This is a genomic window from Streptomyces sp. NPDC088116, from assembly GCF_044741745.1.
Classification (GTDB): Bacteria; Actinomycetota; Actinomycetes; order Streptomycetales; family Streptomycetaceae; genus Streptomyces.
In genome coordinates, this window is sequence record NZ_JBIUTF010000001.1 from 1,459,521 (window position 1) to 1,485,950 (window position 26,430).

Genomic DNA, 26,430 nt, shown 5'->3' on the forward strand with positions numbered 1-26,430 from the left:
GTCAGGCGGCCTTGAGCAGTTCGGCCAGCCGGGCCGTGTCGATCAGGTGGGCCCTGGACGGGAACACCTCGTGGACCAGGACGCGGTTGACGTCCGGGGCGTGGTCGGCGACGCCGTCGGTCAGGACGTAGACGCGGTAGTCGCGGTCGGCCAGGTCCATGAGCGTGGACAGGACGACGCCGCTGGTGCTGATACCGGAGAGGATCACGGTGTCGATGCCACGGTCGCGCAGCTGATCGTCCAGGTCGGTGGTGGAGACCGCGCCGAAGCGGATCTTACGGACGACGATGTCGTCGTCCTCGGGGGCGATCCGCTCGTCGATCCGCGTGGCGTCGTCCTCGTGGTGCATCATCCTCGCCGCGGCGAGGGCGCCGAAGGTCTTGTTGGTCGCCGGGATCTTCGCCCAGTCGTCCTCGGTGAAGGCGACGCGGACGTAGCCGATGGTGCCCCCGGCGGCACGGACGTCGGCAATCGCGCCCTTGACCCGCTCGACAAGCGCGTCGGACTCGGGGACGGAGGCGACGATCCCGTTCTGGAAGTCCATCGCCAGCAGGGCGGTCCGCTCGGGGGCGATCTCGGGGAGGTCAGGCGTGGTCATGCGGGGTTCTCCTTACGGGGGTTGGTCGCCGCGTTCGCGGTGGTCGCGGTGGTCGCCGCGTTCGCGGTGGTCGCCGCGTTCGCGGTGGTCGCCGCGTTCGCGGTGGTCGCGGTGGTCGCGGTGGTCGCCGCGTTCGCGGTATCCGCTGCGGACGCGGTGTTCGCAGGGGTGTCGGTGTTCGCAGAGGTGCCGGGGCTCGCAGAGGTACCGGGGCTCGCAGAGGTGCCGGGGCTCGCAGGCGTGCCGGTGTTCGCAGGGGTGCCCCGGGCCATCAGCCGGCGGTCCAGGACGGTCAGCAGGAGGACCGCGACGCCCGCCGCGACCAGTACGAGGCCGAGAATGTGCAGGCCGTGATCGCTCGCGCCGTCACGGAAGACGATGCCCGCGATCACCGCGGAGGTGATGCTTCCGAGGTATCCGAAGGTCCGGAACAGTCCGGAGGCCGTACCGATCCCGTCGGCCGGCGCCGCGAGGTAGAGCGCGGTCTGGTTGCCGACCGTGCTGGCGGCCGATATGACGCCGAAGACCAGAGAGACGAGGACGATCGCGATCGCCGGGCTGTGCGAGGTGAGCAGCATGATCCCGGCCGAGCCGGCCACCATCGTCACGGCCGCGGCCAGCAGCGGTCCACGCACCAGGTTGCGGCGGGCGAGCGGGCGCGAGAGCAACGCCGATACGGCGCCCATCGGGAGCAGCACGAGCCCCGCCGTCACGGCGGAGAAGCCGTGTGCGGCCTCCATCCACTGCGTCATGCCGTACATCACGGTGTAGACGCCGAGCAGGGTGAGGGCCTGGCGCAGATAGGTGCGGGCCAGGGCGCCGTTGGCGGCGAGGCCGCGCAGGTCGAAGAACGGCGTGGTGGTGCGCAGCTCCCGTACGACCGTGGGCACGGCGACCACGACGAACACGGCGAGCGCGGCCCAATCGGCGCGCGGCAGGCCCATCAGGAAGACGACCAGCGCGGTCATCGACGTGGCGAAGCCGAGGATGCCGGGCAGGTCGATCCGGCCGGCGATCGTACGGAAGCCCCGGTCCGCATGGTCGAGTACGGGGTCCTTGGGCAGCCGGCGCACCGCCATCACCAGGGCGATCGCGGTGACCGGGAGGTTGATCAGGAAGGCCCAGCGCCAGCCCCCGGCACCGACCAGGAGACCGCCGAGCGGGGGGCCGACGGCGGTCGTGGCCATGCCGGCGATGGCGAGGCCGCCGAGCACCCCGCCGGGCGGCGCGTCCAGACCGGCCTCCTCGGCGCGGCGCCGGATCACCACCATCGCGCAGGGGAACGCGGCCGAGGTGCCGACGCCGATCAGGACCCGGGCGACGGTCAGCGTCGTCAGGTTCTGCCCGACCCCGCCGACCAGGCCGCCCAGCAGAACGAGCACGACGCCGGACAGGAAGATCCGGCGCGGTCCGAACACCTCGGCCAGCTTGCCCGCGGTGGGCTGGGCGACGGCGCTGGCCAGGTAGAGCGAGGAGACGAGGACGGCGGTGGCGCCCACCGAGACATGCAGATCGGCGGCGATGGGCACCAGGGCGGTCGCGATGATGGCGCTGTTGATCGGGTTGAGGGCGGAGCCCACGTAGAGCGGGGTGGTGAACTGCCACGCGAAGGGGTTGCGCTTCAGCCCGCCCGCCAGGCCGTCGCCCCGGGCGACGGCGGCGCTCATATCGCGCCCCCGCGGAGATCGACCTCGGCGAACCGCTCCAGCAGCTCGATGGCCTTCTCGACATCCTCGCGCTCGTCCGGGGCGACCACCTGCTCGATGGCGCGCGCCAGGAAGGAGGCGCGGCCCGCCATGACCCGGTCGATCAGCTCGGTCGCGGAGACGTCGGCGCTGATGAGCTTTTTGCGGCCGTCCCGCGGATCGGGCTCGCTGTGGATCAGCCCGGCGTCCTTGAGCACCGCCAGGCTCTGCGCGATGGCCTGCGCGGTGACATGCTCCAGCGCGGCGAGCCGGGCGGCGGTGACGGGGCCCTCCCGTATGACGCTCGCCAGTACGCCGAGCTGCGTGACGGTCAGACCGGTCGCGTTCTGCCCCGACTCGGCGCGCAGCCGTGCACGCAGCCGTTTCATCGCGTCCTGGAGACGCTGTGCGGTCGCGACGGACACCGTGGACTGGTGCGGCCGGGGTTTCGTGGTCATGCCCCCACCGTAAAACTCCTCAAGCAACTTTGCCAAGTTGCTTGAGCATTTTCCCTGCCTTCCCTGGTTCCCTGCCTTCCCTGGTTCCCTGCCTTCCCTGGTTCCCTGGTTCCCTGGCTTCCCTGGGGAGGCGGGGCCCGAGCGGGAACCGCGCGCCCGTCGCCCCCGAGGCCGAAGGACGGACCTGACGTCGCGCCCGCCGGAAACCCCGTTGATGAGCACCGCCCCGATGCCCGACGATGCCCCGGAACCCGGAGCGGTCGCCCCTCACCCGCCCCCGGGATCGACACGGCCGATACCGACGGAGGCAGCATGAGCGAGGCACCGGTCCCGGCACCCGAGACCTGGCGACCGTCCGACACCGAACTGTTCGCCGCGTACGGGGACGCCTTCGTACCGCGACGGAGGGAACAGATCAGCACCGTCTGCGACTTGCTGACCGATCTCCCCGACTCCCATGTGCTCGACCTGTGTTGTGGCGAGGGCAGACTGGCTGAGGAGTACCTGCGCCGCCGCCCCGAAGGCCGGGTGACCGTACTGGACGGCTCCCCCGAGATGCTCGATCTGGCCGCCGAACGCCTCGCCCCCTTCGGCGACCGGCACACGCGCGTACGGGCGGACATCGCGGACCGCGAGTGGCGCGAGGGTGCCGCGTACGGCGGGATCATGACCTCCCTGGCCGTGCACCACCTGGACGGTCCCGGTAAACGCGATCTCTACCGCGACCTCCACGCCATGCTCGCGCCCGGCGGCGTCTTCGTCATGGCCGACCTCGTCGAACCCACCGGCCCCACCGCCCGCGCACTCGCGGCCGCCCACTGGGAACAGGCCGTACGCCACGCGTCCCGGGAGCAGTTCGGCGGCGACGAGGCGGCCGTGTCGTTCGAGACGGCGGGCTGGAACTACTACCGCCTGCCGGGCCCGGACCCGTACGACAAACCGTCCTCGCTCCCCGACCACCTCGACTGGCTGCGCGAGGCGGGCTTCATCGAGGTGGACGTGGCCTGGATGTACGCGGGCCACGCGGTATTCACCGCGAAACGCACGCCCTGACGGCACCGGAGAACGCAGGAAGCGCCGCTCCCGCACGTCGGAACACGTCCGATTACGGGGGCGGCGCCACGCGGCGCCGACACCGGCGTCGGCTCAGTACGCGTTCATCCCTTCACACAGATGACCTGCTTCAGCTTCGCCACCACCTGAACCAGATCCCGCTGCTGGTCGATGACCTGCTCGATCGGCTTGTACGCCGCCGGGATCTCGTCCACCACACCCGAGTCCTTTCGGCACTCCACGCCTCGCGTCTGCTCCTCCAGATCACGGGTGGAGAAGCGCCGCTTCGCCGCGTTGCGGCTCATCTTCCGGCCCGCGCCATGCGAGGCCGAATTGAACGAGGCCGCATTTCCCAGGCCCTTGACGATGTACGAGCCCGTGCCCATCGATCCGGGGATGATGCCGTGGTCACCACTGCCCGCACGGATCGCGCCCTTACGTGTGACCAGCAGGTCCATGCCGTCGTACCGCTCCTCCGCCACATAGTTGTGGTGGCAGGAAATGACCGGGTCGAAAGTCACCTTGGCCTTCTTGAACTCCTTCCGGACCACGTCCTGAAAGAGCCCCATCATGATCGCGCGGTTGTACTGCGCGTATTCCTGCGCCCAGAAGAGATCGTTCCGGTATGCCGCCATCTGCGGGGTGTCCGCGATGAAGACGGCCAGGTCCCGGTCCACCAGCCCCTGGTTGTGCGGCAGTTTCTGGGCCACACCGATGTGGTGGTCGGCCAGCTCCTTGCCGATGTTCCGGGAACCGGAGTGGAGCATCAGCCAGACCGAACCTGTCTCATCAAGGCAAAACTCGATAAAATGATTTCCCGATCCGAGCGTTCCCATTTGCTTTGTGGCGCGCTCCTGGCGGAATTTGACCGAATCAGCGACCCCGTCGAACCGCCCCCAGAAGTCGTCCCACCCCGCCGTCGCGAAGCCGTGCATCCGGCCCGGATCCACCGCGTCGTCATGCATCCCCCGGCCCACCGGGATCGCCTGCTCGATCTTGGAGCGCAGGCGGGAGAGGTCGCCCGGCAGGTCGTTCGCCGTCAGGGACGTCTTCACCGCCGACATTCCGCAGCCGATGTCCACGCCCACCGCCGCCGGGCACACCGCGCCGTGCATCGCGATCACCGAACCGACCGTCGCGCCCTTGCCGTAGTGCACGTCCGGCATCACCGCGAGGCCCTTGATCCAGGGCAGCGTCGCGACGTTCCGCAGCTGCTGCATCGCCCCTTCCTCAACCGAGGCGGGGTCCGCCCACATCCGGATCGGGACCTTCGCGCCCGGCATCTCCACGTACGACATAACTCCTCGATTCCCCCGAAAGTCAGAAAACGCAAAAACCGGAACCAGGACTGCCAAAAGAGACAGCCGACCAGCGTCGACGGCGTTGCGTGCGATAGACATTGTGTCCATCTACCGTCATCGGGCGGCAAGCAGTTTTCGCGCGGGCCCGCGCGAAACCACCAGCCCCCGGACGCAACAGACGTCCAGACGTAACGAACGTACAGACGTACAGAACGGAGCCCGGGACCGTGCAGCGAAAGGCGCGCAGCGCGTACGTGACCGGCCTGGCGGCGTTCCTCGTGGTGGCCGCCGCCGGCTGCTCTGGCGGCAGCGGCGACGACAGCTCCGCCTCGGACGACAAGCCGGGCAGCCCCACCACCGCGACCGCGGCCCAGCCCGGCAAGTACCGCACACTCAGCGAGGCCTGCGGTTCGGTGCCGCGCGCCACACTCCGGGATCTGCTGCCGGGCGCCGCGTCGCTCCCCGAGGACCAGCAGGAGAAGGTGTACCAGGGCACCGCGGCCGTCACGTACGACACCGACCGCCGCGTCGGCTGCAACTGGAAGTCCGACTCCCCCGACGCGTCCCACCAACTGGCGATCGATGTCGAGCGCGTCGTCTCGTACGACCCGGCCGTGAGCGACGACCAGCGGGCGCAGGAGGTCTACGGGGAGAAGGAGGCCGGCGCGAAGCTGCCCGCGGCCGGCACCGGCACTCCGAGCGGCACCGGCAGCCCCAGCGCCAGCAGCAGCAACTCCGGCGACACCGGTGGTGCCGCGACTTCCGCCCCGGGGGCGGACTCCCCTCAAGGCGCGAAGGGCTCGAAGGGTTCGAACCAGGACACCGCGCCACAAACCGGCGCCTCTGCAACACCAGTCACCCCCGGAGGCACCCGGGTGGGCACCGGAACCGCGTCCGGCGATCCCTCCGGAAATCCCTCCGCGACCCCTTCCGGGACCCCCGAGGGCCTTGAGCCCCGCGTCCTGGACGATCTCGGTGACGCCGCCTTCCTGGACGACGTCCTCGCCCGCTCCGGTTCGGCCGCCCAGCACCGCACCGTGAGCGTGGTGTTCCGCACATCGAACGTCATCGTGACCGTCCGGTACACCGAGCAGCCGGCCCACCCCGCCGGGCTCCCCGACAGCAAGGAACTGCAGGAAAAGGCCCGGGGACTGGCCCGTACGCTCAACGACCAGCTGAACGAGTAGCGGCCCCCGCCCTCGTTCCCGGCCACCCGCCGACGGATGGCGGAGTCCGGATCCTGGGCACACGGACGGGGGACTGCGGTTACCGTGGCCGATCGGACCGTACGACCACACACTGAAGGAACCATGCACCGATCAGCCTCGCGACTCACCCGCATACTCGCCTGCGCAGCCGTTCCGGTGATGCTCGTCGTCGCCGGCTGCTCGTCCGACTCCGACAGCAAGAGCGAGGCGGACGCCTCCTCCACCGGCCCGAGCGTCAAGGCGACCCCGACCGTCCCGCCCGCCAAGTACAGCGAGCTGCCGAAGGCCTGCAAGACGATCGGTGGCAAGACGGTCGACTCGCTCGTCCCGAAGGCCAAGAGCAAGGGCGGTACGGAGGGCAAGTCCAGCGACCTCGCCAGCCGCGCCAGCTGCTCCTGGAACGGCCTGGACGACAAGGGCGTCAAGGGCTCGCAGTACCGCTGGCTCGACGTCTCGATGCGACGGTACGACTCCGACGTGGCGCGCGGCAGCGGTGCCCAGCTCGCCGGGAAGTACTACACCACGGAGGTCTCCGACGCCCAGGCCACGGAGGGCGCCAAGGACGTCAAGACGGCCCCGGCGAGCGGTATCGGCGACCAGGCGACGACGGTCACGTACACGCTGAAGAAGACGGGCGAGGAGTTCGCGTACGCCATGGTCGTGGCCCGTACGGAGAACGTCACGCTCACCCTCACGTACAACGGCACGGGCTACGCGGGCGCGAAGTCCCCGAGCAGCGCCGACCTGGCGAAGGACGCGGTGAAGGCGGCCAAGGAGGCGGTGGCGGGCATCACCGAGGGCTCCGCGCAGTCGTCCGGCTCGTCCGGCTCCGAGGAGTCGCCCAAGGCCGACGAGTCCCCCGAGGCCAAGGAATCCGCCAAGGAAACCTCCAAGGCCGGCTAGGTCGGGCAGCCAGGGCGAACCCCACCGGAAGCCCACCGCCCGAGAGTCGTTTTCTCCCCTTATTCCACGGAGCCCGGTCCTCCCCCACGACCGGGCTCCGCTCCCCGCGACGGCGGCGTCCGTACACATGTGCCAGGCTGTGCCCGTCGGCTGTCGGGCTGTTGGGTCCGCACACGGCGACATACGGGGTCGAATACGGGAGGGGATCGCGGGTGGCCGCGATGCAACTGACACGCACGCACCGGATACTCATCGGGGTCGTGGTCTTCGGAGCGGTGATCATCGCCGCGATCGGTTTCGCGGGGTCCTACACCGCGGTACGCGAACTCGCCGAGGCCAAGGGCTTCGGGACGTTCTCCATCGTTTTCCCGATCGGCATCGACGCGGGCATCTGCGTCCTGCTCTCGCTCGACCTCCTCCTCACCTGGCTGCGCATCCCCTTCCCGCTGCTGCGCCAGTCGGCGTGGCTGCTGACCATCGCCACCATCGCCTTCAACGCCGCGACCGCCTGGCCCGACCCGCTCGGCGTCGGCATGCACGCGGTGATCCCGATCCTCTTCATCGTCTCCATCGAGGCGGCGCGCCACGCGGTCGGCCGGATCGCGGACATCACGGCCGACAAGCACATGGAGGGCGTACGGCTCACCCGCTGGCTGCTCTCGCCCGTCCCCACCTTCAAGCTGTGGCGCCGGATGAAGCTGTGGGAGCTGCGCTCGTACGAGCAGGTCATCAAGATCGAACAGGACCGGCTGGTCTACCAGTCGCGCCTCCAGGCCCGGTTCGGCCGCAACTGGCGCCGCAAGGCGCCCGTCGAGGCGCTGATGCCGCTGCGGCTGGCGAAGTACGGCGTACCGCTCGCCGACACCGCGCCCTCCGGGCTGGCCGCCGCCGGGATCGAACCGGTGCTGCTGCCGCCCGCGCCCAAGCCCACGCGTGCCGAACTCCCGCAGGGGCAGGCCTCGGAGGAAGCACAGGACGAGGCACAGGCGCCGGCGCCTACGCCGACGCTTTCGCCGACACAGGCGCCGACGCAGGAAAAACCGAACCTGGTGAAGCAGCCTCAGCCCGAGCAGACGCAGACGCAGGCCCCCGCACAGGACCAAGCCCAGGCCCAGCCGCAACAACAACAGCAACAGCAGCAACCGGCCCAGGAACAGCAGCAGCCGCAGGCAACCCCCCAGGACCAGGACCAGGCTCAACCGCAGCCCCAGCCCGCGGACAGCCCGAGCCCCTGGTTCGCGGCGCCGCAGGTGCCGGAGGGCGCGTACGAGGGCGCGTACAACCCGACGTACGTCGAAGGGCTGGAGCCCACGCCGGTGATGATCCCCTCGGGCCCCGGCCGCTCCCGCCCGCTCGGCGGCGTGGTGCCCGGCCAGCGCACGGAAGGCCCGTACGCGCAGGGCCCGGCTCAGGGCCCGTACGCACAGGGACCGGCACAAGGACAGCAGCAGCCCCAACAGGCCCCGGAGCAGCAGCAGTACGGCCCCCAGCAGTTCGGGCAGCCCCAACAGTTCGGGCAGCCCGAGCACTTCGAGCCGCGGCCCGACAGCCAGGACCAGTTGGAGGAGCTGCCCGTCCCCGGTCTCCCCGACGACCTCTCCCGCGAGGAGGCGTACTTCAACGCCTTCCGGAAGTACGTCAGTGAGCACGGCGACTTCCCCAACGGCCGCCAGTTCGGGCTGTACTTGATGGACCTGTACGGCATCACCGGGCGCACCGGCGGTCCGCTGAGCGAGAGTTCGCTCCGGCCGTATCTGCGCGACTTCCGCTACCGCTACCAGTCGGAGCTGGATTCCTCCGAGAACATCGCGTAGCGCCGGTCACACCACACGCACATGGCGAAGGGCCCCACCTCGGTTGCACGAGGTGGGGCCCTTGCTCTTCAGACAACCGGCCGCCCGGAATCCGTCTCTCAGGCGCCGAGCAGCTTCCGTACCCGGTCCGCCCCCACCGCCAGCAGCAGCGTGGGCAGTCGCGGGCCGGTCTCCCGGCCCACCAGCAGCCGGTACAGCAGCGCGAAGAACGTCCGCTGCGCGATCTTCAGCTCCGGCGTCGGCTTGGCGTCCGCCGCCAGGCCCGCCATCAGCTTCGGCACTCCGTAGACGAGCGTGGTCAGCCCGTCCAGCGACCAGTGGCTGTCCAGACCGTCCAGCAGCAGCCGCAGCGACTCGCGTCCCTGCTCGTCCAGCGAGCCCAGCAGCTCCTGGTCGGGCTCGGCGCGCACGATGGTCCGCGCCTCGGCGGGCACCTGGCTGGTGATCCAGTTCTCGGCGCGGTCGAGCCGGGGGCGCGCCTCGTCCAGCGAGGTCAGCGGGTGCGCCGGGTCCAGCTCGCTCAGGATCCGCAGAGTCTGCTCCTCGGCACCGGCCGTGATGTCCACGACCGAGGCCAGGGTGCGGTACGGCAGCGGGTGGGGCGTACGGGGCAGTGGCCCGGCCGCCGTGCCGGTGGCGCGCGCGTACGCGGCGGCGTCGGCGGGCAGTACGGAGCCGTCTGCGACCTTGCGCTCCAGCGCGTCCCACTCGTCGTACAGCCGCTGGATCTCCTGGTCGAAGGCGATCTTGAACGACTGGTTGGGCCTGCGGCGGGCGTACAGCCAGCGCAGCAGCGGCGCCTCCATGATCTTCAGCGCGTCGGCCGGGGTGGGCACGCCGCCCTTGCTGGAGGACATCTTCGCCATGCCGGAGATCCCGACGAAGGCGTACATCGGGCCGATGGGCTGCACGCCGTCGAAGATCTCACGCACGATCTGTCCGCCGACGACGAACGAGGACCCGGGCGAGGAGTGGTCGACGCCGGAGGGCTCGAAGATCACGCCCTCGTACGCCCAGCGCATCGGCCAGTCGACCTTCCAGACCAGCTTCCCGCGGTTGAACTCGCTCAGCAGCACGGTCTCGCTGAAGCCGCACTCCGCGCAGGTGTAGGCCAGGGCCGTCGTCTCGTCGTCGTACGAGGTGACGGTGGTCAGGTCCTTGCCGCAGCCGCCGCAGTAGGGCTTGTACGGGAAGTAGCCGGCGGCGCCGCCGCCGTCGTCCTCGGCCGCCGCGCCGGAGCCCTCGGCGGCCTCCAGTTCGGCCTCCTCGGGCTTCTTCTGCTGCCCCTTGCCCTTGCCGCCCGTGGCCCCCGGCTTGTCCTTGGTCCGGTAGCGGTCGAGGATCGCGTCGATGTCCGCGCGGTGCTTCATCGCGTGCAGGATCTGCTCGCGGTACACCCCGGAGGTGTACTGCTCGGTCTGGCTGATGCCGTCGTACTCGACGCCCAGCTCGGCCAGGGCCTCGGTCATCGCGGCCTTGAAGTGCTCGGCCCAGTTCGGGTACGCGGATCCGGCCGGGGCGGGCACCGAGGTCAGCGGCTTGCCGATGTGCTCGGCCCAGGACGCGTCCGTACCGGCGACGCCCGCCGGCACCTTGCGGTAGCGGTCGTAGTCGTCCCAGGAGATCAGGTGCCGGACCTCGTACCCACGCCTGCGGATCTCGTCCGCGACCAGGTGCGGGGTCATGACCTCGCGGAGGTTGCCCAGGTGGATCGGGCCGGAGGGGGAGAGTCCGGAGGCGATGACGATCGCGGTGCCGGCACCGGAAGAGGATGCGGATGGCTGTTTCGTGCCGGGCGCACGTCGCTCCGACTCGGCGATGACATCGTCAGCGAAACGGGAGACCCAGTCGGTCTCGGTGCTCGGAGCCACGATCGGCACGTCCTTCTTTCTTGTACGCCTACAAATCCGGCGGATGCCATTGTCCCAGGTACCTCCGGCAGAGCGAAAATGGCTTGTTACCGCATGGGATACTGGGCGGGACTTCTCTCCGCACCCAACAGGAACGGCACCAGCCCATGGCCCCGGTCACTTCCCTCGCCTCGACCGTCGATCAGCGCATCGCGGACGCCCTCTCGGCAGCACTGCCGGAGGCCGGTTCCGCCGACCCGCTGCTGCGACGGAGCGACCGCGCGGATTACCAGGCCAACGGCATCCTGGCGCTCGCGAAGAAGCTCAAGGGCAACCCGCGCGAGCTGGCGGCCCAGGTCGTCTCGTCCCTCCCCGCGACGGACTCCGACGGCCTGATCAAGGAGATCGAGGTCTCCGGCCCCGGCTTCCTGAACATCACGGTCACGGACCGGGCGATCATCGAGACCCTCGCGGCGCGCGCCGCCGACGACCGGCTCGGTGTCCCGCACGCGGAGCGTACGGGCACGACCGCCATCGACTACGCGCAGCCGAACGTGGCGAAGGAGATGCACGTCGGGCATCTGCGGTCCGCCGTGATCGGCGCCGCGATGGTCGAGATCCTGGAGTTCATGGGCGAGAAGGTGATCCGGCGCCATCACATCGGCGACTGGGGCACCCAGTTCGGCATGCTCATCCAGTATCTGATCGAGCACCCGCACGAGCTGGACCACCAGAGCGGCGACGGCGGAACCGGCGCGGACACCGACGCCATCGACGGCGAGACCGCGATGTCCAACCTGAACCGGCTCTACAAGGCCTCGCGCGCGGTCTTCGACTCCGACGAGGAGTTCAAGGCGCGCTCCCGCGACCGGGTGGTGGCCCTCCAGGCCGGCGAGAAGGAGACGCTGGACCTGTGGCAGCGGTTCGTGGACGAGTCGAAGATCTACTTCCACTCGGTCTTCGACAAGCTGGACATGGAGATCCAGGACCCCGACATCGTGGGCGAGTCCGGCTACAACCACATGCTGGAGGAGACCTGCCGGATCCTGGAGGAGACGGGCGTCGCGGTCCGCTCCGAGGGCGCGCTCTGTGTCTTCTTCGACGATGTGAAGGGCCCGGACGGCAACCAGGTCCCGCTGATCGTCAAGAAGACCAACGGCGGCTACGGCTACGCGGCCACGGACCTCTCCGCGATCCGCGACCGGGTGCAGAACTTGCGGGCGACGACCCTGCTGTACGTGGTCGACGCGCGCCAGTCGCTGCACTTCAAGATGGTCTTCGAGACCGCCCGGCGGGCCGGCTGGCTGAACGACGAGGTCAAGGCCGTCCAGCTGGCGTTCGGCACGGTCCTGGGCAAGGACGGCAAGCCGTTCAAGACCCGTGAGGGCGAGACCGTACGGCTGGAGGACCTGCTGGACGAGGCGGTCGAGCGGGCGACGGCCGTCGTACGGGAAAAGGCCGAGAAGGCCGGTCTCGGCGAGCAGGAGATCACCGAGAACGGCCGGTACGTCGGTATCGGCGCCGTGAAGTACGCGGACCTGTCGACATCGGCGGTCCGGGACTACAAGTTCGACCTGGACCAGATGGTCTCGCTGCACGGGGACACGTCGGTCTACCTCCAGTACGCGTACGCCCGGATCCAGTCGATCCTGCGCAAGGCGGGCGACGCGAAGGCGGTCGCCCACCCGGAGCTGACCCTGGCCCCGGCCGAGCGGGCGCTGGGCCTGCACGTGGACCAGTTCGGCGAGGTCCTGGCGGAGGTGGCGACGGGCTACGAACCGCACAAGCTGGCGGCGTATCTGTACCAACTGGCGTCGCTCTACACGACGTTCTACGACCAGTGCCATGTACTGAGCGACGAGAACGCACCGGAGCTGGTCGAGAACCGCCTCTTCCTGTGCGACATCACGGCCCGCACGCTGCGGCAGGGCCTGTCCCTGCTGGGCATCCGGGCGCCCGAGCGCCTGTAGAGCCTGATCCCGCCCCCGCAGCCCGGGGGGGGCGGGGTCAGGCCCTGGCCAGGGGCGGGGTGGACGGTCACGCGGTCTGGCGAAGGGCGCGCGATCGCACCTCTGGCGCCTCCCGCGCTCCCTCGTGCCACCACTGCCCCACAACACCCCTCCCCACCGCCCGTCACCCTCCCGTACATTTCAGTGACAGTAAGTCACTGCCATGTGCGAGGAGACACCATGAGCGGTAGTCACAGCGGCAAACCCGACACAGCCGAGAGCGACGGCCACAAGCCGGACAAGCCAATCCCTCCGGCCGATCCGAAGCGTCCGGAAACACTGAAGAAGTGAGCGGGGAAAGCTCTCCGGCCGCCCTCGCCCAGCAGTTGACCCAGGCCGGCCACCTCACGCCCGCATGGCGCGAGGCGTTCGTCCGGGTCGACCGCAGGCGGTTCATCCCCGACCGCATCTGGATCCGTGGCGAGGGCGGCTATTTCATGGCCACCGTCCAGGACCACGACCGGCACCGGGCCACCACCACACGCACCGGGCTCGACCCGCGCCGCGTCTTCGGTAACGAGGACGCGGCGTTCACGGCGGGCGTCCTGGTCCCCGACTGCCGCTACGGCGTCGGCCACGGCCCCGACGGCGAGTTCACCCTCTGGCTCGCCGACCACACCAGCGGCGCCTGGGCCTGCGTCGACTACGTCCCCGGCGCCACCGAGTTCCGGCTGCGGCAGCACGGCCCCCGCAGGCTCTGGGCCGAGGTGGAGGCCGCGTACGCATGGTGGGAGGACGCCGGATCACCGGAGCGGACCCGGTACGGCCTCACCGTCACCCCCGCCGGGCAACACCTCTGGCTCGACGCCCCTGGGCACCTGGTGCCAAAACGCAGTCCGGGTGCGGCAACGAAATCCGTTGCCGCACCCGGAGACAGTGCTACCTAATAACCCGCGCGGTATCGCTTGCCGTTCGACTACCAGCGATACCACCGGCCTCGCTTTCCACCAGCGCCGGCGGACCGCTTCACGAAGCCCAGCAGCCATACGGCGAGGATGATCACCGCGACGATCCACAAGGCTTTCAGGGCGAACCCGGCACCGAAGAGAATCAGGGCGAGAAGCAGAACGAGAAGTAGGGGAACCATAGTTATCGACCTCCGAGCAGTCTCGTGCCCTGCCACACTCCTCTCAATCAGAAAACCGTAAGTTTTCTTCGAGTCCTCCAAAAACAGGGTTCCGTGTCACTTAATTTGACTTTCGGCGGGACGGCATCAGTGATTTGCTCCTCAGTGGGATCCCTGATAAATGAAGCCATGAGTGCGATTTTGTTTTCGGAGTTTTTTCGGGGGCAGGGGATGTGGACGGCCGCACAGCGGCACCTCGCCCGGCAGGGCTGGGCAAATTTGCAGGAGGATCGCATGCTCAAGGCCATCGCAGACGTATTCCGCGCCATCGGCGGAGCCATCGCCACCGTCGTCACTCTTCCGTTCCGGGCCATTGCCCGGCTCTTCGGTGGAGCCTCCGACAGCGCACACGGCCGCCACTGAGCAGGCGGGCAAGCAGCGGGCCCTCATGATGCGGGCTCCGGTTTTGCCCATATTTTGCCTCGATGTGAACGAACCGGTGGAGGGCGGCCCGTACGGGCCGCCCTCCACCGGTGGGTGGACGTTCCGGCCGCCCGATCGGCGACGGCCAGTAAATCCGTACCTCTGGATACGGCGGCAGCCCGGGTGGATATCTGGTGCCACCTCCGTCCAGGCACCGGTACAGTTCCCTCCCCCGGCAGGTATCTCCCGCATTTTCGCGGCTCTGCCACTTCACTTTCGGAAGGTGGCGGAATGACCAGCACACGAGACCGGCAGCAGGATCCCGTGCCGACAGAGCCGACCAGGGCGGAGACCGCAGAGCGAGGGCGACGTATACGGCGCCGGCTGGAGCGGCTGATCGGCATCGCGGCCACTGAAGGGAATTCGCTCGTTCCGCTCCGTAACGGGGATGAGATCTTCGCGGCGATGCTGACGGGAATCAGTGCCGCAGAACACACCGTGGACATGATGACGTTCGTGTACTGGCGAGGTGACATAGCCCACCGGTTCGCCGAGGCCCTGTCCGAGCGGGCCCGCGCCGGATTGCGGGTGCGGCTGCTGCTGGACGGCTTCGGCAGCAGGCTGATCGAAAAGGATCAACTGGAAGCCATGGAACGGGCGGGCGTGCAGGTCGCCTGGTTCCGTAAGCCTCTTCACCTCTCGCCTTTCAAACAAAATCATCGCTGCCACCGAAAAGTCCTCGTCGTGGACGAGGAAACAGCGTTCACCGGCGGCGTGGGTATCGCCGAGGAATGGTGCGGCAACGCACGCGACGAGAGCGAATGGCGGGACACGCACGTCCAGGTGCATGGTCCGGCCGTGGACGGCATCGCGGCGGCGTTCGCCCAGAACTGGGCGGAGTGTCACGACGAACTGTTCGACGAGCGGGACCGCTTCATCGAGCACTCCCGGCACGGCGACGCGGTCGTGCAGGTGGTGCGAGGGTCGGCGAGCTTCGGCTGGCAGGACATGCAGACCCTGATCCGCGTCATGCTGGAGTCCGCCCAGGAACGCGTGCGACTGACCACGGCGTATTTCTCGCCGGATCCGTACTTCGTCAAGCTGCTGTGTGCGACCGCCCGCCGTGGGGTGCGGGTGGAGATCCTGCTGCCGGGCCCGCACACGGACAAACGCGTCTCCCAACTCGCCGGCCAGCACCACTACGAGGAACTGGCGGCCTCCGGCATCAAGATCTACCAATACCGGCCGACCATGATGCACGCCAAGATCATCACAGTCGACCGGGTCGCCTCCCTGATCGGGTCGACGAACTTCAACCGCCGATCGCTCGACCACGATGAAGAGGTCATGCTCGCGGTCCTGGACGAGCCGTTCACCGCGACGCTGGACCGGCACTTCGAGGACGACCTGGCGGTGAGTGAACCAATCGACGGGCGCCGCTGGAAGGGCCGTTCGGCGATACAACGTACGAAGGAAGCAGCCGTCCTGCCCATCCGCCGGTTCCTGTAGGGCGCTTCCCCAACGAGAGTCGCCGATTCTTGCCGTTCGGTCGCGTTCGGCGACCGGGAACCGCGATCCGCGCTGGGGTTCATCGGTCGCGGGGAGTAGGTCCTGCGCCTCAGGCGCGCTTCGCGCCCGCATGGCCAGGGTCGGTCCTCATGGAGACCACGGGACTCGTTCGCCGCCAGACGGCGGAGCGTAAGCGCGAAGCTCTGGAACGGCTCGTCACCGAGCGGGATGTATGGGTGTCGACGGCTCAACCCGCCGGAGGCGCAGCGGATCACGATCTGCGGCTGGACTGTCAGCCGTCCGCCCCGATCCTCCGCCGGATCTGATCCGGAAGCGGATATTCCCGCTCTTGTGGGGTCTTTGGGGCGGCGTCCGAGCTTTGTCCGTCACACATGTCGGAGTGAATGGAGCGGACGAGATCGGTGACGTCGTCGATCCCGATGATCCAGTCGTGTACGTAAAGCTCTACCGCCTCTCCGGAGAGGCCGATCTGAATCGCTCTCGTGGGAAGCGGAGCAAGGGACGGCGACCGGTCCGGATCCCATTGGACACGCACCGGGCTCTCCTTGACTTCTTTCATCCAGGCGCCCTTGTCGGCGTGCACTTGACGATCGAAGTGGCTCAGTGACGAGTGATCCAGTGCCCACTCGAAACCCGCTCGGGTGATCTCCACGGCGAGCACACGCTCCTGGTTCGGCTTGGTGGCCCACCCCGATCGGTACATCATCCACAGGAAAGAGGGCTTGATCCAGGTCATCCGCTCCTTCTTGAACGGAGCCACGAAGGTCCCTGCCTCCACGGCACGCTCCGCGATCTCCCGCGGGTATGCCTGGTACACCGTGATGCTGGATTCCCCGTAGACGGCCCTCACCCGTCGCTGCTGCCGCTCCGTCTCGGGCTCAGGTTGCATCGTCTCAGGCTCAGGCTGCATCGTCTCAGGCTCAGGGTGCATCGAAATTCCCGTCCGCGACCTCTGCCGCCCAAGCGGCGGACCTCTTGATGGTGGGGCCGTCAACATGCAGGGCGCCGGCCGCGTAGGCGGCCCAGAGCAGGTCCTGGGAGCCGAAGAAGGACTCTCCCCAACTGTCCACCCACACATGAACGCGGGAGGGTCCGGCCTGCGTGATGTCCCACCACTCCCACCCCCTGGAGTCCTCGTCGGGGTCGAAGCGGTAGAGCCAGTTCTGCAGCTCCCACGGTCGGCCCGCCGTGCGATCCGTGTAGCCGTCGCGGCCGTTCCTCGCGAAGTCGGGGGCCCGCTCCCCGTCCGGGGAACTCACGGCGACGAACCAGTCCGGAAGATCGTCAACAGGGAGGCTGTCCGCCTCGAAATCCGCCGTGCAGCCCAGCCGCAAAGCGGGAGAAAGAATCGAACGCAGACGTTCCACATACTCGGCGGGGTCACCGCATGTGTCAACGAGAAATAGAGAGAGGACGGGCGGTGCGGATGCGATGCTCGGGCGATTTCGCAGTCGCTGAAATTCGTCCGCCACACTCTTGCTGCTATGCATCATCGTGGACAGCATCACCCTTCTTGGACCACTCGTCCTGATCCGGGATCAGCGTACGGGCCGACAAAGACTTCCCCCGGCGCGTCAGGGTCCCAACCCCCGGTGCGCGGGCGCGCGAAGAGGACAGCACGCTGCCCCCCGGCATGTCGCCGAGGGGCAGCGGGCTTTCGCGGCAGCGGCAGAGGATCGAGGATCAGCGGGAGCGGTCCCCCGCCGAACGGCGACCGGTCAGCGCACCCAGATCTGGTAGACGGTGTTGGGCTCCCCGTCGCACCACACTTCCTTGTAACCGTTCTGCTGGGCGTACGGCAGCTCCTCGGCCTCGCACGCCTCCTTCGACGGGTACTTCCAACCACCGGAAATGACCCAGCCGTCACCCGGAGGAGGCGTCGCGGAAGCAGTGGTGGCGGTCAGCGGCACAGCGACCGCCGCAGCGGCGACCGCGAGGCCGACACCCATACGAGAGCGCAAGGACTTCATCGTTCCTCCAACTGGGAGAGCCAACTTCGAACGTCTCGCGCACAGTTCCTCCGCAGAGGCGCCACGACCAGAAGGCCATCAGCTTTGCGCACGCGACTCATGAGTTGAGATGCAAACTCCGCGTCGGAAGTTCACGCTGCGGCAAAAATTTCCGAGATCGGCCCGTCCCCCCGCCGGCTCAGCGCGCTCCCCGCAGCCGCGCCGCCTCTTCCCTCAGCCAGGGCAACGCCTCGTACAGCGCGGCACCGGGGCACGTGGTCTCGTACTCGTCCCGGTGCCCCGAGATCACGTTCAGCTCCACCGGCGTCCCCTTCGGATACCGGCTCTCACCGCTGCTGGAGACCATCCGCGTCCGCCCCTTCGGGTCCACCCCCGGGCGGAGCTTCCACGCCGCCAGGGTCGCGATCGCCCGCAGCATGGGGCGCGGGACCTCCTGCCCCTCCTCGAAGTGCCCGAGAGCCGCGATACCGACGCTCCGGGCGTTGAACCCCTTGGTGTGCGACCCCTTCACCGCCAGGTCCACCCCACCGGCCCGCCCCTCGTAGATGGTTCCGCAGCGGTCCACGACGAAGTTGTAGCCGAGGTCGTCCCACCCCATGTCGTCGATGTGGTGCTTCTCCATCGACTGAAGCATGGCGGGCACATCGGCCGCGCAGTCGTAGTTGTTGGAGTGCAGGGTGTGGTGCAGGAACACCGCCTGTACGGACCCGGTGTACACGGGCTTCTCCCGTACTGCCTTCTCATCCGCACGCCACACCTGCCGCCCCACGATGGCGGGACGCGGCGCGGCGGGAAAGGCAGCGGCCTGGTGGTGCCGTGGGAGCGGCGCACGTTGCGCGGGCGCGGCGCACGTCACCAGAACAGCCACGGACCAGATGGCTGTCGCCAGCTTGAGCCTGCGGGGCCACATGGGCCCAGCGTGCGGCCCGCTCCCGCCGCGCGGGCGCTTGTACGCGGCCAGTCGGGTGAACGGCGGCGGCCCGGCGGCCCGCCGACCATCCCGTACCACCGTTCCAGGCAGCTGCTGTTTTCGCAGGTCAGATGGCATTCCGCCGTTCCGGCGTCCCGACCTCCCCGTCGAAGCTTGCGGCCCGGACCGGGCAGGCCGAAAGCTGTGACCAGTTCGCTCCAAGCACGGCTCCAAGCACCGCTCCACACACAACGGGAAGAGAAGAAACCATGCGCAAGAACCGCCTCCGGGGCGCCGCCCTCGCCGCCACCGCCCTCGCCGCCGCCCTGTCGCTGACCGCCTGCTCGGACACCGGTGCCGCGAAGTCTGGTTCTTCTCTGAACGGTTCTTCGTCCTCCTCCGACAACACCGCCAGCGCCTCCGGCACGTCCGACTCGTCCGCCGCCGACAGCGGACAGAGCAGCGACGCCAAGGACTCCGGCACGAAGGCCCAGGGCGGCACCAGCAGCACGGGAACCGCGGGAGGCTCCGGCGCCGATGTCGGCAACGGCGAGCGTGCCGAGGTCGGGCAGGCCTGTGGCGCCAACGACATCAACTGGAGCACCCGGGAAGAGAGCCAGGCCGGCGGCTACATCCTGATCATCGCCAAGGCCAAGCCGGGCATCACCTGCACCCTGCCCGGCACGTACCCGGTCGTGGCCTTCGGCTCGGGCGGCATCGAGGCGGGCCCGGCGGAGCAGGCGGTCGGCGACGAGATCACCCTGAGCGGCAAGACCACCGCCTACGCCGGGATGAACCCGAAGACGACCAACAACGACTTCGGCGTCGAGTTCGAACACCTCATCGTCGCCGTCGACCAGGAGGACCCGAACCCGGAGTCCCTGCCGGTCAACCCGGTCAACGTCGACAAGCCGATCGTCACCAACTGGCACACCAACCCGGCGGACGCGGTTCCCTTCAGCTCCTGATCACACCCACATCGCACAGAACGGGCGGGCCTCCGCGACCGATCGCACCGGTCACGGAGGCCCGCCCGTCCGCGTCTTATTTGCCCCACGTCACACCTGCCCCACGCCCGGCAGTACGTCCCCAGGCGCGACGCCGATCCGCAGGCATTCGTCCGTGTACACCATCAACGCGGCCCGCAGCACCTCGTCGTCACCGTCATCCCGCACCGCGAACTCGCACCACACCACCTTGCCGGGCTGCCGTTCGTTCACGCCCCACTTGTCGGCGAACGCCGCGACGAGCAACAGCCCACGCCCGCCCTCGTCGTCCCTGTCCGCCTCCGTCGCTTCGCCGACCTCCGGGACGCCACCGCCGCTGTCGTGCACCTCGATACGGAGTACGTCACCGTCGTACCGCATACACAGCAGGAACCCACGACCGGGCGGCACCCCGTGCACCAGGGCATTGGTGGCCAGCTCACTCACGCACAGCAACGCGTCATCCGCGCGAGTGCCCACGGACAGGCCCCAGTCGACCAGAGCCCAGTGGGTGAACTCCCTGGCTGCGGGGATGGACCGGCGATCACGGCGGAAGAACCTCTCCCGGAGAACCGGGGGTCGAGTTGTCTCATTCACGGGACGATCGTCGCGGAGCGTGACTAGGGTTGAGCAGCGAGCGAACCCGTACAAATCTCGTGTACGGGGTTACGTGAGATCAAGTACGCGCAGATGTGGGGAGTTGGACGAGCATGAACCCCAGGAAACGTCCCCGGAAGAAGAATGCCTCAGCGATGAAGTTGCTGGGCGCGCAAGTGGCGGCTTTTCGCCGGGCGGCGGGCTATACGCAGCGCTCCCTCGGCGAACGCGTGGTCGCGGACGAGGAGACCATCGCGTCGATCGAGCAGGGCAGACGCCCGCTGAAGGCGGACCTCGCCGAGACGCTGGATCAACTGCTCGACACCAAAGGGGTGTTGTCGGTCGGGGTGGACAACATGCCGGAGATCGACCAGTTCCCGCAGTGGGCGGAGGAGTACGTGGACCACGAGCGCGAGGCGATCTCCCTGTCGTGGTTCGAGAACCAGGTGATCCCCGGACTGCTCCAGACCGAGGCGTACATGCGGGAAATCTTCGGCACCCGCGTTCCCGCGTTCGACGAAGACGAGATCGAAACCAAGACCGCAGCTCGTATGGAGCGCCAGGAGATCCTGCAACGCAAGGTCCCCCCGACGCTCAGTTTCGTTGTCTGGGAGCCAGCTCTCCGGTTCCCTCTGGGCGGTCCCAAAATCTACGTTGACCAACTGAAACACCTGCGCGCCTGCCTCGAACTACCAGGCCTCTCACTGCAGATCCTGCCACTGGACCGTCCGTCCCATGCCGGGATCAGCGGCCCCTTCGTAGTGCTGGAGACACCCGACCACCAGCACCTCGCCTACGCCGAGTCCCAGCAGGGCAGCCACTGGGTCTCCGACCTCGACAGGGTGTCCACCATGTCCCGCAAATATGCGATGCTGCGGGCACAGGCCCTCACCCCCGAGGACTCCAGGGGCCTGCTGGACCGTCTCCTGGGAGAGCAATGAACACCGCACTTCAGTGGTTCAAGTCGAGCTACAGCACCGAACAGGGCGGCGACTGCCTCGAAGTAGCCTACGACTGGCACAAGTCCAGCTACAGCACCGAGCAGGGCGGCGCCTGCGTAGAGGTAGCCACCTGCCCCCACACCGTCCACGTCCGCGACTCCAAGAACCCCACCGGCCCCGCCCTCGCCCTGGCACCCGCCGCCTGGGCCGACTTCACGGCGTACGCGGCCAACTGATCACGTCGATCGCGGCCAAACCGATCACGTAAACCCCGCAACCTTTCCGCCCCCGGCGGCGACATCCGGCTGACGACAGCTCCACCCCACACTCTCGTCAGGAGTTCCGGATGCCCCCCACCAGTCCCAGCAGCCCCAACCCCAGCCGCAGACGTTTCCTCCTCGGCACCACCGCCGCGCTCGGCGCGGGCGCGGCCAGTACCCTCGGCCTCCCCGGTACCGCGAGCGCGGCGCCGCGTCTCGCGACCGGCACGCTCTATATCGCCAGCGACTCCACGGCCCAGACGTACAACTCCAGTTTCTACCCGCAGGCGGGCTGGGGTCAGATGCTCCCCGGGTTCTTCACCTCGAACATCACGGTCGCCAACCGCGCGATCGGCGGCCGGAGTTCGCGCTCGTTCATCGAGCAGGGCCGTCTCGCCGCGATCCACCAGGTGATCAAGGCGGGCGACTACCTCTTCGTACAGTTCGGGCACAACGACGCCACCATCGGCAACGCCGAGCGCTACACCTCGCCCGCCGACTACAAGGAATACCTGCGCAACGACTACATCCGCGCCACGCGTTCGCGCGGCGCGACGCCGGTCGTCGTCACGCCTGTGTCCCGGCGCTCGTACAACGCCTCCACGGGCCAGTTCAACGTCTCGTTCCCCGCGTACGTGGACGCGGCCAAGGCCGTCGCCGCCGAAGAGCGAGCCCCGCTGGTCGATCTGTCGGCGCTCAGCCGTACGTATCTGAACGGCGTCGGCATCGAGCCGTCGAAGAAGCTCTTCCTCTGGCTGAGTCCGGGCCAGTACCCCAACTTCCCGAACGGCGTCTCGGACGACACCCACTTCCAGCAGAACGGCGCCACCCAGATGGCACGCCTCGTCGCACAGGCGGTGTCCAAGCTCGGGCTGCCGCTGTCCGGGGAAGTGAAGCCCGCCGCTCTCTGAATCCCGCGTCCCGCATCCCGTATGCCACGGCGCCGTGCTTCGATGGCGCGATGGATCACACACCCGTACACACACCCGTACACACACCCGTACACACGCCCGTACAACTGCCCGTCCTGCACTGGGGTCGACAGGACGCGCCCCGGCGCGTCCTGTTGCTCCACGGTCTCACCTCTGCGGCGGCCTGCTGGTGGCACGTGGCGGACGAACTCGCCGAAGCGGGCTGGTCGGTCACCGCCCCCGACCTCCGAGGGCACGGGCTCGCGCCACGGACCCGACGCTATGACATCGACGGGTTCGTGGCCGACGTGCTGCTCCTCCGGCCGCCCGCTCAGCCGCACGGAACACCGGCGTGGGATCTCGTCGTCGGGCACTCCCTGGGCGGTCTCGTCGCCACCGCCGCCGCGAGCGCCGACCACGGCTGGGCCGGCCGGCTTCTGCTGCTCGACCCCGTCATCACCGTGCGGGAGGAGGCGGTCGAGGGCTTCGTCCGCTCGATCTCCGCCGAGGTGCGGGACGCCGACCCGGAGGAGATGCTCAGGGAGAACCCGCGCTGGCACCCCGAGGACGCGTATCTGAAGGCGCAGGCCGCGCGCCGGACGACGCCGTACGTGGTCGAGACCTTCCTGCGGGGCAACGCCCCGTGGTCGTACGAGAAGACTCTGGCCACGTATCCGCACCCCGTCACCGTGCTCGCCGCCGACCCTCTCCACGGCCCCGCCTTCACCGCCGGGGAGGGCCGCCGCATCCAGAGCATCAAACCGGACTTCCACTGGTCGGTCGTGGAAGGAGCGGGCCACTCCGTCTACCGGGACAACCCCGCCGCCGTGACGGCGGCGGTGCGGACGTGACCCCGCGCGTCAGCCCGTCTCTTCCTTCAGCCACTCGGGACCACCGATCGGGTAGCTGTACGTCGGTCGGCCTTGTGATCCGCTCGTACGGAAGGGCTGTCCGTTGTTGTCCACGCGGAGCGTGCCGCGCCGGTCGCCGCTGGACCACTCCAGCTCCAGGTACCAACTGACGTCCCGCGTCGAGACGTTCGCGGTGACGTAGAAGACCTCCGGATCCGACTCGCTCACCTTGTACGGGAAGCCCCGCTGCCCGGCCACCGGCACGGTGACGGGATGGCCCGCGTCCAGATCGACGTCGAAGGACTTCGTGGAGACGTCGCCGCCGCAGGCGGAGAACCCGCCGTAGACGTTCCAGGCGAGCGGGGCACCGCTCTTCACCACGCGTACGCGAAGCCCTTGGAGGACGACCGTTTCGCTCGTCCTTCCCTGCAAGGTGAGTTCGAGCAACTGATCTCCCGCCGGGACGCCACCGAGCGCGCCGACCCAGCCGGGCGCGTCCTGCTCCGAGGGTGGCGGAGGAACCTCCTCCGGCGGACTGTCCACCAGATAGTGCGGGCCGCAGGGGTCCGCGAACGCGTATGGCCGCGTGGCCACCGTCACCGGCACCGCGCCGCTCTGCGCCTCCTCGCCGCCGGAGGTACGGCCGGCCCCGGGCGCCTTGCTCCCGGCGGCCGGTCCCGACGGGTTCGCACCGCCTTTCGCACCGCCGGAGGGCGAAGCGGAGGCGGACGAAGAGGCGGACGCGGACGGCGACTTCCCGCTACGCGACGGTGTCGGTGACGGCGAAACGCGATCGGCGGGCCCCTCCCCCTGAGCGCCGTCGCCCACATCCTTCGCGCTGACGGACGTGTCGTCGTCAGTCAGCGCGCCCCAGGCCCCGAAGGTGGCGCCGGACACGGCTACGACGGCGACCAGGGCGGCGGCAGCGAGGGCAAGTCGCTTGCGTCCGGGGCGAGTAGCGGGCGCGCGGGGATCGCCCTTTGCGGTGACGGTTACGTCGGTACTCGGATCGGGCGCCGAAGAGTCGGCCTGCCCGGCCTTCGCCCCATCGGGGTCCGGGCCCTCGGCAGGCACGGCGGCGGCGGTCGTCTCGGGGCCAGGGGTCGTGTCGACGGCGGGGGTTGCTTCGACGGCGGGGGCCGTGTCGACGGCGGGAGTCGTGCCAGCGGCAGTCGTGTCGACGGCAGGAGTCGTGTCGGCGGCAGAGGTCGCATCGGTGGCGGACGGCGCGGCCGACCGTGCCCGGCGGCGTGCCTCGTCCGCCAGAATCCACCGCCGGTGCAGGGCGACAAGCTCCTCGCCCTTCGCACCGCACAGCCGCGCGAACCGCTCGACCGGGGCGAATTCGGCGGGCACGGCGTCGCCGTTGCAGTACCGGTGAAGCGTGGACGTACTCACGTGGAGCTTGCCCGCGAGGACTCCGTAACTCTGCCCCGAACGCCCCTTCAGATCCCTCAGCAATCGCGCGAAAGCCTCGGCTTCGGTGGTCGCCACCTGTCGTTCCCCTCCTAGGGCCCCTCATCTGGACCGTCCCAGGAACGCGTTCCGGGGGCAGGACATCTCCCCAGGTCAGACCATGCGCAGGCGTTCCAGCTTCCCCCATTGTCCCCTGCCGATTGCGGTCGCCTCGCACCGAGGCGCAGGGTGAGCGCAGCACCGGCCGAACGGGGAGCAGTCATCCGAACCCGAATCCGCATCAGCCTGGTCGACGCAGTGGCTGTCGCCGTGCTGATCACCTGCACAGTGATCGTCATCTCGATCATCAACCGACAGCCACTGCCCTGACCGCGCACGCCGCCCCGCCCAGGGGCGGCGAGCGCCACCAGGGTCACCGTCCCCCGCCGTACGCCCTCACGTCATCCCGCGCGACCCGCGTATCCCCGTCATCACCGGCGCAACGCGCCGCACACCTCCGGGTAGTCCACCTCGTCGGGCAGCCGGTAGCCCAGGGCCGTCAGCCGCCCCGCGACATCCGCCGGGCTCCTGCCCGTCAAGCTCGCGCAGCGCAGCACATGCTCAAGGTGGACGTTGTCCATGAACGAGCGGTCGAGCGCCTCCAGCAACCGGATGTCCTCCGCGTCCGCGACCTCGGGCACCTTCGCGTTCTCGTGCGGCGGATACCCCAGCGCGGCCAGCCTCTCGGTGATCTCCGCCGGGCTCCGCCCCGTGACGAGGGCCGCGCGCAGGATGTGCCGCAACCGCACCCCGACGTGGCTCTTCTCCAACCAGGGCTGCCGACCATCGAGTCGCTCACTGAGGACGCGCAGGTCGTCCGCCTCCACGGTGTCCGGCAGGACAACCGGAGAACCCAGGCCCAGTTCCTTCAGCCGGGCGGCGATGTCCGCCGGGCTTCGGCGCGTGTCCCGCGCGACGGCGAGGACATGCCCGACGGGCGCTTGGGAGTACCGGCCGAGCCAGCAACGACCTGCGGCGTCCCCCTCCCGGTGCTTGAGGATCCGCTCGTCGTCGGGCTCGGGTATGTAGGGGAGCCTCAGACCGAGCGCGACCAGACGCCTGGCGACGGCGTGCGGGCTGCGACTCAGCGTCCCGGCGACTTCGAGCACATGGTGTACGGACACCTCCCCGCCCCAGTCCAGCCAGTCGCCGGAACCCCTGCCGCTCCCACGGATCAGCATGATGTCCCGGCTGTCCGGGGTCTCGGGCAGCGCGTGGCCGGCCGGGACCACGTAACCGAGGGCGGTCACCCGGCGCGCCGCGTGGGCGGGGCTGCGGCCGTGCCGCCCCGCCGCCGCGAGTATGTGCAGCAGCGACACGGGGTCGCCGAGTCCGTGCCACCTGGGGTTGTACTCCTCCGTCCTGAGCAGCAGGACGTCGTCCCGGTCGGCCGTGAGAGGCAGCGGGCCCCCGGGAAGCTCGATGTCGTCGTAACCCAGCGCGGTCAGCCTCGACACGATCGTGGCGGGAGCGCACCCCACCGTGGCCGCACCGTACAGAACATGCCCGTACGGCACCGGCTGACCGGGCTTCACCCGGGAGATCCCCGGCAGGTCGAAACGGGTGATCCGGAGGTCTTCCGGGTCCTGGGACTCAGGGCTGTTCGACATGACAGACCTTTCGGAGGCGGTACGGGTACGGGGGACGGGAA

At 69.0% G+C, this 26,430-nt stretch carries 26 protein-coding genes; 13 read left to right on the plus strand and 13 right to left on the minus strand.

What is annotated here, in order from left to right:
* Position 1 precedes the first annotated feature (1 nt).
* The 3 genes from ACIOJD_RS06495 to ACIOJD_RS06505 are packed head-to-tail and all read right to left on the minus strand — an operon-like array spanning position 2 to position 2,741.
* Positions 2-598, minus strand: coding sequence for a cysteine hydrolase family protein (locus ACIOJD_RS06495; protein ID WP_401908722.1), 597 nt, complete (start codon positions 596-598; stop codon positions 2-4).
* Positions 595-2,265: an MFS transporter gene (locus tag ACIOJD_RS06500; protein ID WP_401908723.1), complete on the minus strand. Its 1,671-nt coding sequence runs from the start codon at positions 2,263-2,265 to the stop codon at positions 595-597. Before ACIOJD_RS06500 ends, ACIOJD_RS06495 begins: the two co-directional genes overlap by 4 nt.
* Positions 2,262-2,741, minus strand: a complete 480-nt coding sequence (locus ACIOJD_RS06505) for a MarR family winged helix-turn-helix transcriptional regulator (protein ID WP_401908725.1) — start codon at positions 2,739-2,741, stop codon at positions 2,262-2,264. Before ACIOJD_RS06505 ends, ACIOJD_RS06500 begins: the two co-directional genes overlap by 4 nt.
* A gap of 312 nt (positions 2,742-3,053) precedes the next feature.
* On the opposite strand from ACIOJD_RS06505, the gene ACIOJD_RS06510 reads away from it, so the two are divergent.
* Positions 3,054-3,794, plus strand: coding sequence for a class I SAM-dependent methyltransferase (locus ACIOJD_RS06510; RefSeq protein WP_401908726.1), 741 nt, complete (start codon positions 3,054-3,056; stop codon positions 3,792-3,794).
* 104 nt (positions 3,795-3,898) lie between these two features.
* On the opposite strand, the gene ACIOJD_RS06515 is transcribed toward ACIOJD_RS06510, so the two are convergent.
* Entirely contained in the window at positions 3,899-5,092 is a 1,194-nt protein-coding gene (locus ACIOJD_RS06515) for an RtcB family protein (RefSeq protein WP_401908727.1), read from the minus strand.
* 230 nt (positions 5,093-5,322) lie between these two features.
* Here ACIOJD_RS06515 and ACIOJD_RS06520 point away from each other — a divergent pair, with 230 nt between their 5' ends.
* The 3 genes from ACIOJD_RS06520 (at position 5,323) to ACIOJD_RS06530 (ending at position 9,020) form a co-directional block, all read left to right on the plus strand.
* A complete protein-coding gene (locus tag ACIOJD_RS06520; RefSeq protein WP_401908729.1) occupies positions 5,323-6,282 on the plus strand; it encodes a DUF3558 domain-containing protein in 960 nt (319 codons plus the stop codon).
* A gap of 123 nt (positions 6,283-6,405) precedes the next feature.
* Entirely contained in the window at positions 6,406-7,206 is an 801-nt protein-coding gene (locus ACIOJD_RS06525) for a DUF3558 domain-containing protein (protein ID WP_401908731.1), read from the plus strand.
* A 212-nt stretch (positions 7,207-7,418) separates the two neighbouring features.
* Positions 7,419-9,020: a DUF2637 domain-containing protein gene (locus tag ACIOJD_RS06530; RefSeq protein ID WP_401908733.1), complete on the plus strand. Its 1,602-nt coding sequence runs from the start codon at positions 7,419-7,421 to the stop codon at positions 9,018-9,020.
* A gap of 98 nt (positions 9,021-9,118) precedes the next feature.
* Here ACIOJD_RS06530 and lysS read toward each other — a convergent pair whose 3' ends face one another.
* Positions 9,119-10,900 carry a lysine--tRNA ligase gene (gene lysS, locus ACIOJD_RS06535; protein WP_401908734.1) on the minus strand — a complete coding sequence of 594 codons (1,782 nt, stop codon included), beginning with the start codon at positions 10,898-10,900 and terminating at the stop codon, positions 9,119-9,121.
* Between the two features lie 137 nt (positions 10,901-11,037).
* Between lysS and argS the strand changes: the two genes are divergently transcribed.
* Together argS and ACIOJD_RS06545 are read left to right on the plus strand one after the other, a co-directional pair.
* Positions 11,038-12,840, plus strand: a complete 1,803-nt coding sequence (gene argS / locus ACIOJD_RS06540) for an arginine--tRNA ligase (RefSeq protein WP_401908735.1) — start codon at positions 11,038-11,040, stop codon at positions 12,838-12,840.
* A gap of 326 nt (positions 12,841-13,166) precedes the next feature.
* Positions 13,167-13,766 (plus strand): hypothetical protein, encoded by a 600-nt coding sequence (locus tag ACIOJD_RS06545; RefSeq protein ID WP_401908737.1) that lies wholly within the window; start codon positions 13,167-13,169, stop codon positions 13,764-13,766.
* A gap of 29 nt (positions 13,767-13,795) precedes the next feature.
* Here the strand turns inward: ACIOJD_RS06545 and ACIOJD_RS06550 are convergent, their stop codons facing one another.
* Positions 13,796-13,966 carry a hydrophobic protein gene (locus tag ACIOJD_RS06550; RefSeq protein ID WP_401908739.1) on the minus strand — a complete coding sequence of 57 codons (171 nt, stop codon included), beginning with the start codon at positions 13,964-13,966 and terminating at the stop codon, positions 13,796-13,798.
* 273 nt (positions 13,967-14,239) lie between these two features.
* On the opposite strand from ACIOJD_RS06550, the gene ACIOJD_RS06555 reads away from it, so the two are divergent.
* On the plus strand, positions 14,240-14,368 hold the full coding sequence (locus ACIOJD_RS06555) for an LPFR motif small protein (protein WP_401790168.1): 129 nt from the start codon (positions 14,240-14,242) through the stop codon (positions 14,366-14,368).
* Between the two features lie 291 nt (positions 14,369-14,659).
* Positions 14,660-15,877: a phosphatidylserine/phosphatidylglycerophosphate/cardiolipin synthase family protein gene (locus ACIOJD_RS06560; protein ID WP_401908742.1), complete on the plus strand. Its 1,218-nt coding sequence runs from the start codon at positions 14,660-14,662 to the stop codon at positions 15,875-15,877.
* Between the two features lie 292 nt (positions 15,878-16,169).
* Here ACIOJD_RS06560 and ACIOJD_RS06565 read toward each other — a convergent pair whose 3' ends face one another.
* From ACIOJD_RS06565 to ACIOJD_RS06580, 4 genes are all read right to left on the minus strand, one after another.
* The gene (locus tag ACIOJD_RS06565; protein WP_401908745.1) at positions 16,170-16,895 is read right to left on the minus strand and encodes a DUF4291 domain-containing protein; all 726 of its coding nucleotides are present in this window, start codon (positions 16,893-16,895) and stop codon (positions 16,170-16,172) included.
* Entirely contained in the window at positions 16,819-17,265 is a 447-nt protein-coding gene (locus tag ACIOJD_RS06570) for a hypothetical protein (protein ID WP_401908747.1), read from the minus strand. Before ACIOJD_RS06570 ends, ACIOJD_RS06565 begins: the two co-directional genes overlap by 77 nt.
* A 351-nt stretch (positions 17,266-17,616) precedes the next feature.
* Positions 17,617-17,868, minus strand: a complete 252-nt coding sequence (locus tag ACIOJD_RS06575) for a hypothetical protein (protein ID WP_401908749.1) — start codon at positions 17,866-17,868, stop codon at positions 17,617-17,619.
* 178 nt (positions 17,869-18,046) lie between these two features.
* On the minus strand, positions 18,047-18,778 hold the full coding sequence (locus ACIOJD_RS06580) for an N-acetylmuramoyl-L-alanine amidase (RefSeq protein ID WP_401908752.1): 732 nt from the start codon (positions 18,776-18,778) through the stop codon (positions 18,047-18,049).
* 269 nt (positions 18,779-19,047) lie between these two features.
* On the opposite strand from ACIOJD_RS06580, the gene ACIOJD_RS06585 reads away from it, so the two are divergent.
* Positions 19,048-19,746 carry a hypothetical protein gene (locus tag ACIOJD_RS06585; protein ID WP_401908755.1) on the plus strand — a complete coding sequence of 233 codons (699 nt, stop codon included), beginning with the start codon at positions 19,048-19,050 and terminating at the stop codon, positions 19,744-19,746.
* 90 nt (positions 19,747-19,836) lie between these two features.
* On the opposite strand, the gene ACIOJD_RS06590 is transcribed toward ACIOJD_RS06585, so the two are convergent.
* A complete protein-coding gene (locus ACIOJD_RS06590; RefSeq protein ID WP_401908757.1) occupies positions 19,837-20,361 on the minus strand; it encodes an ATP-binding protein in 525 nt (174 codons plus the stop codon).
* 155 nt (positions 20,362-20,516) lie between these two features.
* Here ACIOJD_RS06590 and ACIOJD_RS06595 point away from each other — a divergent pair, with 155 nt between their 5' ends.
* From ACIOJD_RS06595 to ACIOJD_RS06610, 4 genes are all read left to right on the plus strand, one after another.
* On the plus strand, positions 20,517-21,302 hold the full coding sequence (locus ACIOJD_RS06595; RefSeq protein ID WP_401908759.1) for a Scr1 family TA system antitoxin-like transcriptional regulator: 786 nt from the start codon (positions 20,517-20,519) through the stop codon (positions 21,300-21,302).
* A complete protein-coding gene (locus tag ACIOJD_RS06600; protein ID WP_401908762.1) occupies positions 21,299-21,538 on the plus strand; it encodes a DUF397 domain-containing protein in 240 nt (79 codons plus the stop codon). Before ACIOJD_RS06595 ends, ACIOJD_RS06600 begins: the two co-directional genes overlap by 4 nt.
* 110 nt (positions 21,539-21,648) lie before the next feature.
* Positions 21,649-22,473, plus strand: a complete 825-nt coding sequence (locus ACIOJD_RS06605; RefSeq protein WP_401908764.1) for a rhamnogalacturonan acetylesterase — start codon at positions 21,649-21,651, stop codon at positions 22,471-22,473.
* Between the two features lie 50 nt (positions 22,474-22,523).
* On the plus strand, positions 22,524-23,324 hold the full coding sequence (locus tag ACIOJD_RS06610; protein ID WP_401908767.1) for an alpha/beta fold hydrolase: 801 nt from the start codon (positions 22,524-22,526) through the stop codon (positions 23,322-23,324).
* A gap of 9 nt (positions 23,325-23,333) precedes the next feature.
* Here ACIOJD_RS06610 and ACIOJD_RS06615 read toward each other — a convergent pair whose 3' ends face one another.
* Complete coding sequence (locus ACIOJD_RS06615) at positions 23,334-24,818, minus strand: helix-turn-helix domain-containing protein (protein WP_401908770.1); 1,485 nt, start codon at positions 24,816-24,818, stop codon at positions 23,334-23,336.
* A gap of 392 nt (positions 24,819-25,210) precedes the next feature.
* A complete protein-coding gene (locus ACIOJD_RS06620; protein WP_401908773.1) occupies positions 25,211-26,389 on the minus strand; it encodes a hypothetical protein in 1,179 nt (392 codons plus the stop codon).
* Positions 26,390-26,430 lie beyond the last annotated feature (41 nt).

What these genes read in the sequence shown, in the direction of transcription:
- ACIOJD_RS06495 (WP_401908722.1), bottom strand. Translation starts at nt 598, where the DNA reads ATGACCACGCCTGACCTCCCCGAGATCGCCCCCGAGCGGACCGCCCTG.
- ACIOJD_RS06500 (WP_401908723.1), bottom strand. Translation starts at nt 2,265, where the DNA reads ATGAGCGCCGCCGTCGCCCGGGGCGACGGCCTGGCGGGCGGGCTGAAG.
- ACIOJD_RS06505 (WP_401908725.1), bottom strand. Translation starts at nt 2,741, where the DNA reads ATGACCACGAAACCCCGGCCGCACCAGTCCACGGTGTCCGTCGCGACC.
- ACIOJD_RS06510 (WP_401908726.1), top strand. Translation starts at nt 3,054, where the DNA reads ATGAGCGAGGCACCGGTCCCGGCACCCGAGACCTGGCGACCGTCCGAC.
- ACIOJD_RS06515 (WP_401908727.1), bottom strand. Translation starts at nt 5,092, where the DNA reads ATGTCGTACGTGGAGATGCCGGGCGCGAAGGTCCCGATCCGGATGTGG.
- ACIOJD_RS06525 (WP_401908731.1), top strand. Translation starts at nt 6,406, where the DNA reads ATGCACCGATCAGCCTCGCGACTCACCCGCATACTCGCCTGCGCAGCC.
- argS (WP_401908735.1), top strand. Translation starts at nt 11,038, where the DNA reads ATGGCCCCGGTCACTTCCCTCGCCTCGACCGTCGATCAGCGCATCGCG.
- ACIOJD_RS06550 (WP_401908739.1), bottom strand. Translation starts at nt 13,966, where the DNA reads ATGGTTCCCCTACTTCTCGTTCTGCTTCTCGCCCTGATTCTCTTCGGT.
- ACIOJD_RS06555 (WP_401790168.1), top strand. Translation starts at nt 14,240, where the DNA reads ATGCTCAAGGCCATCGCAGACGTATTCCGCGCCATCGGCGGAGCCATC.
- ACIOJD_RS06560 (WP_401908742.1), top strand. Translation starts at nt 14,660, where the DNA reads ATGACCAGCACACGAGACCGGCAGCAGGATCCCGTGCCGACAGAGCCG.
- ACIOJD_RS06565 (WP_401908745.1), bottom strand. Translation starts at nt 16,895, where the DNA reads ATGTTGACGGCCCCACCATCAAGAGGTCCGCCGCTTGGGCGGCAGAGG.
- ACIOJD_RS06575 (WP_401908749.1), bottom strand. Translation starts at nt 17,868, where the DNA reads ATGAAGTCCTTGCGCTCTCGTATGGGTGTCGGCCTCGCGGTCGCCGCT.
- ACIOJD_RS06580 (WP_401908752.1), bottom strand. Translation starts at nt 18,778, where the DNA reads ATGTGGCCCCGCAGGCTCAAGCTGGCGACAGCCATCTGGTCCGTGGCT.
- ACIOJD_RS06585 (WP_401908755.1), top strand. Translation starts at nt 19,048, where the DNA reads ATGCGCAAGAACCGCCTCCGGGGCGCCGCCCTCGCCGCCACCGCCCTC.
- ACIOJD_RS06595 (WP_401908759.1), top strand. Translation starts at nt 20,517, where the DNA reads ATGAAGTTGCTGGGCGCGCAAGTGGCGGCTTTTCGCCGGGCGGCGGGC.
- ACIOJD_RS06600 (WP_401908762.1), top strand. Translation starts at nt 21,299, where the DNA reads ATGAACACCGCACTTCAGTGGTTCAAGTCGAGCTACAGCACCGAACAG.
- ACIOJD_RS06605 (WP_401908764.1), top strand. Translation starts at nt 21,649, where the DNA reads ATGCCCCCCACCAGTCCCAGCAGCCCCAACCCCAGCCGCAGACGTTTC.
- ACIOJD_RS06610 (WP_401908767.1), top strand. Translation starts at nt 22,524, where the DNA reads ATGGATCACACACCCGTACACACACCCGTACACACACCCGTACACACG.
- ACIOJD_RS06620 (WP_401908773.1), bottom strand. Translation starts at nt 26,389, where the DNA reads ATGTCGAACAGCCCTGAGTCCCAGGACCCGGAAGACCTCCGGATCACC.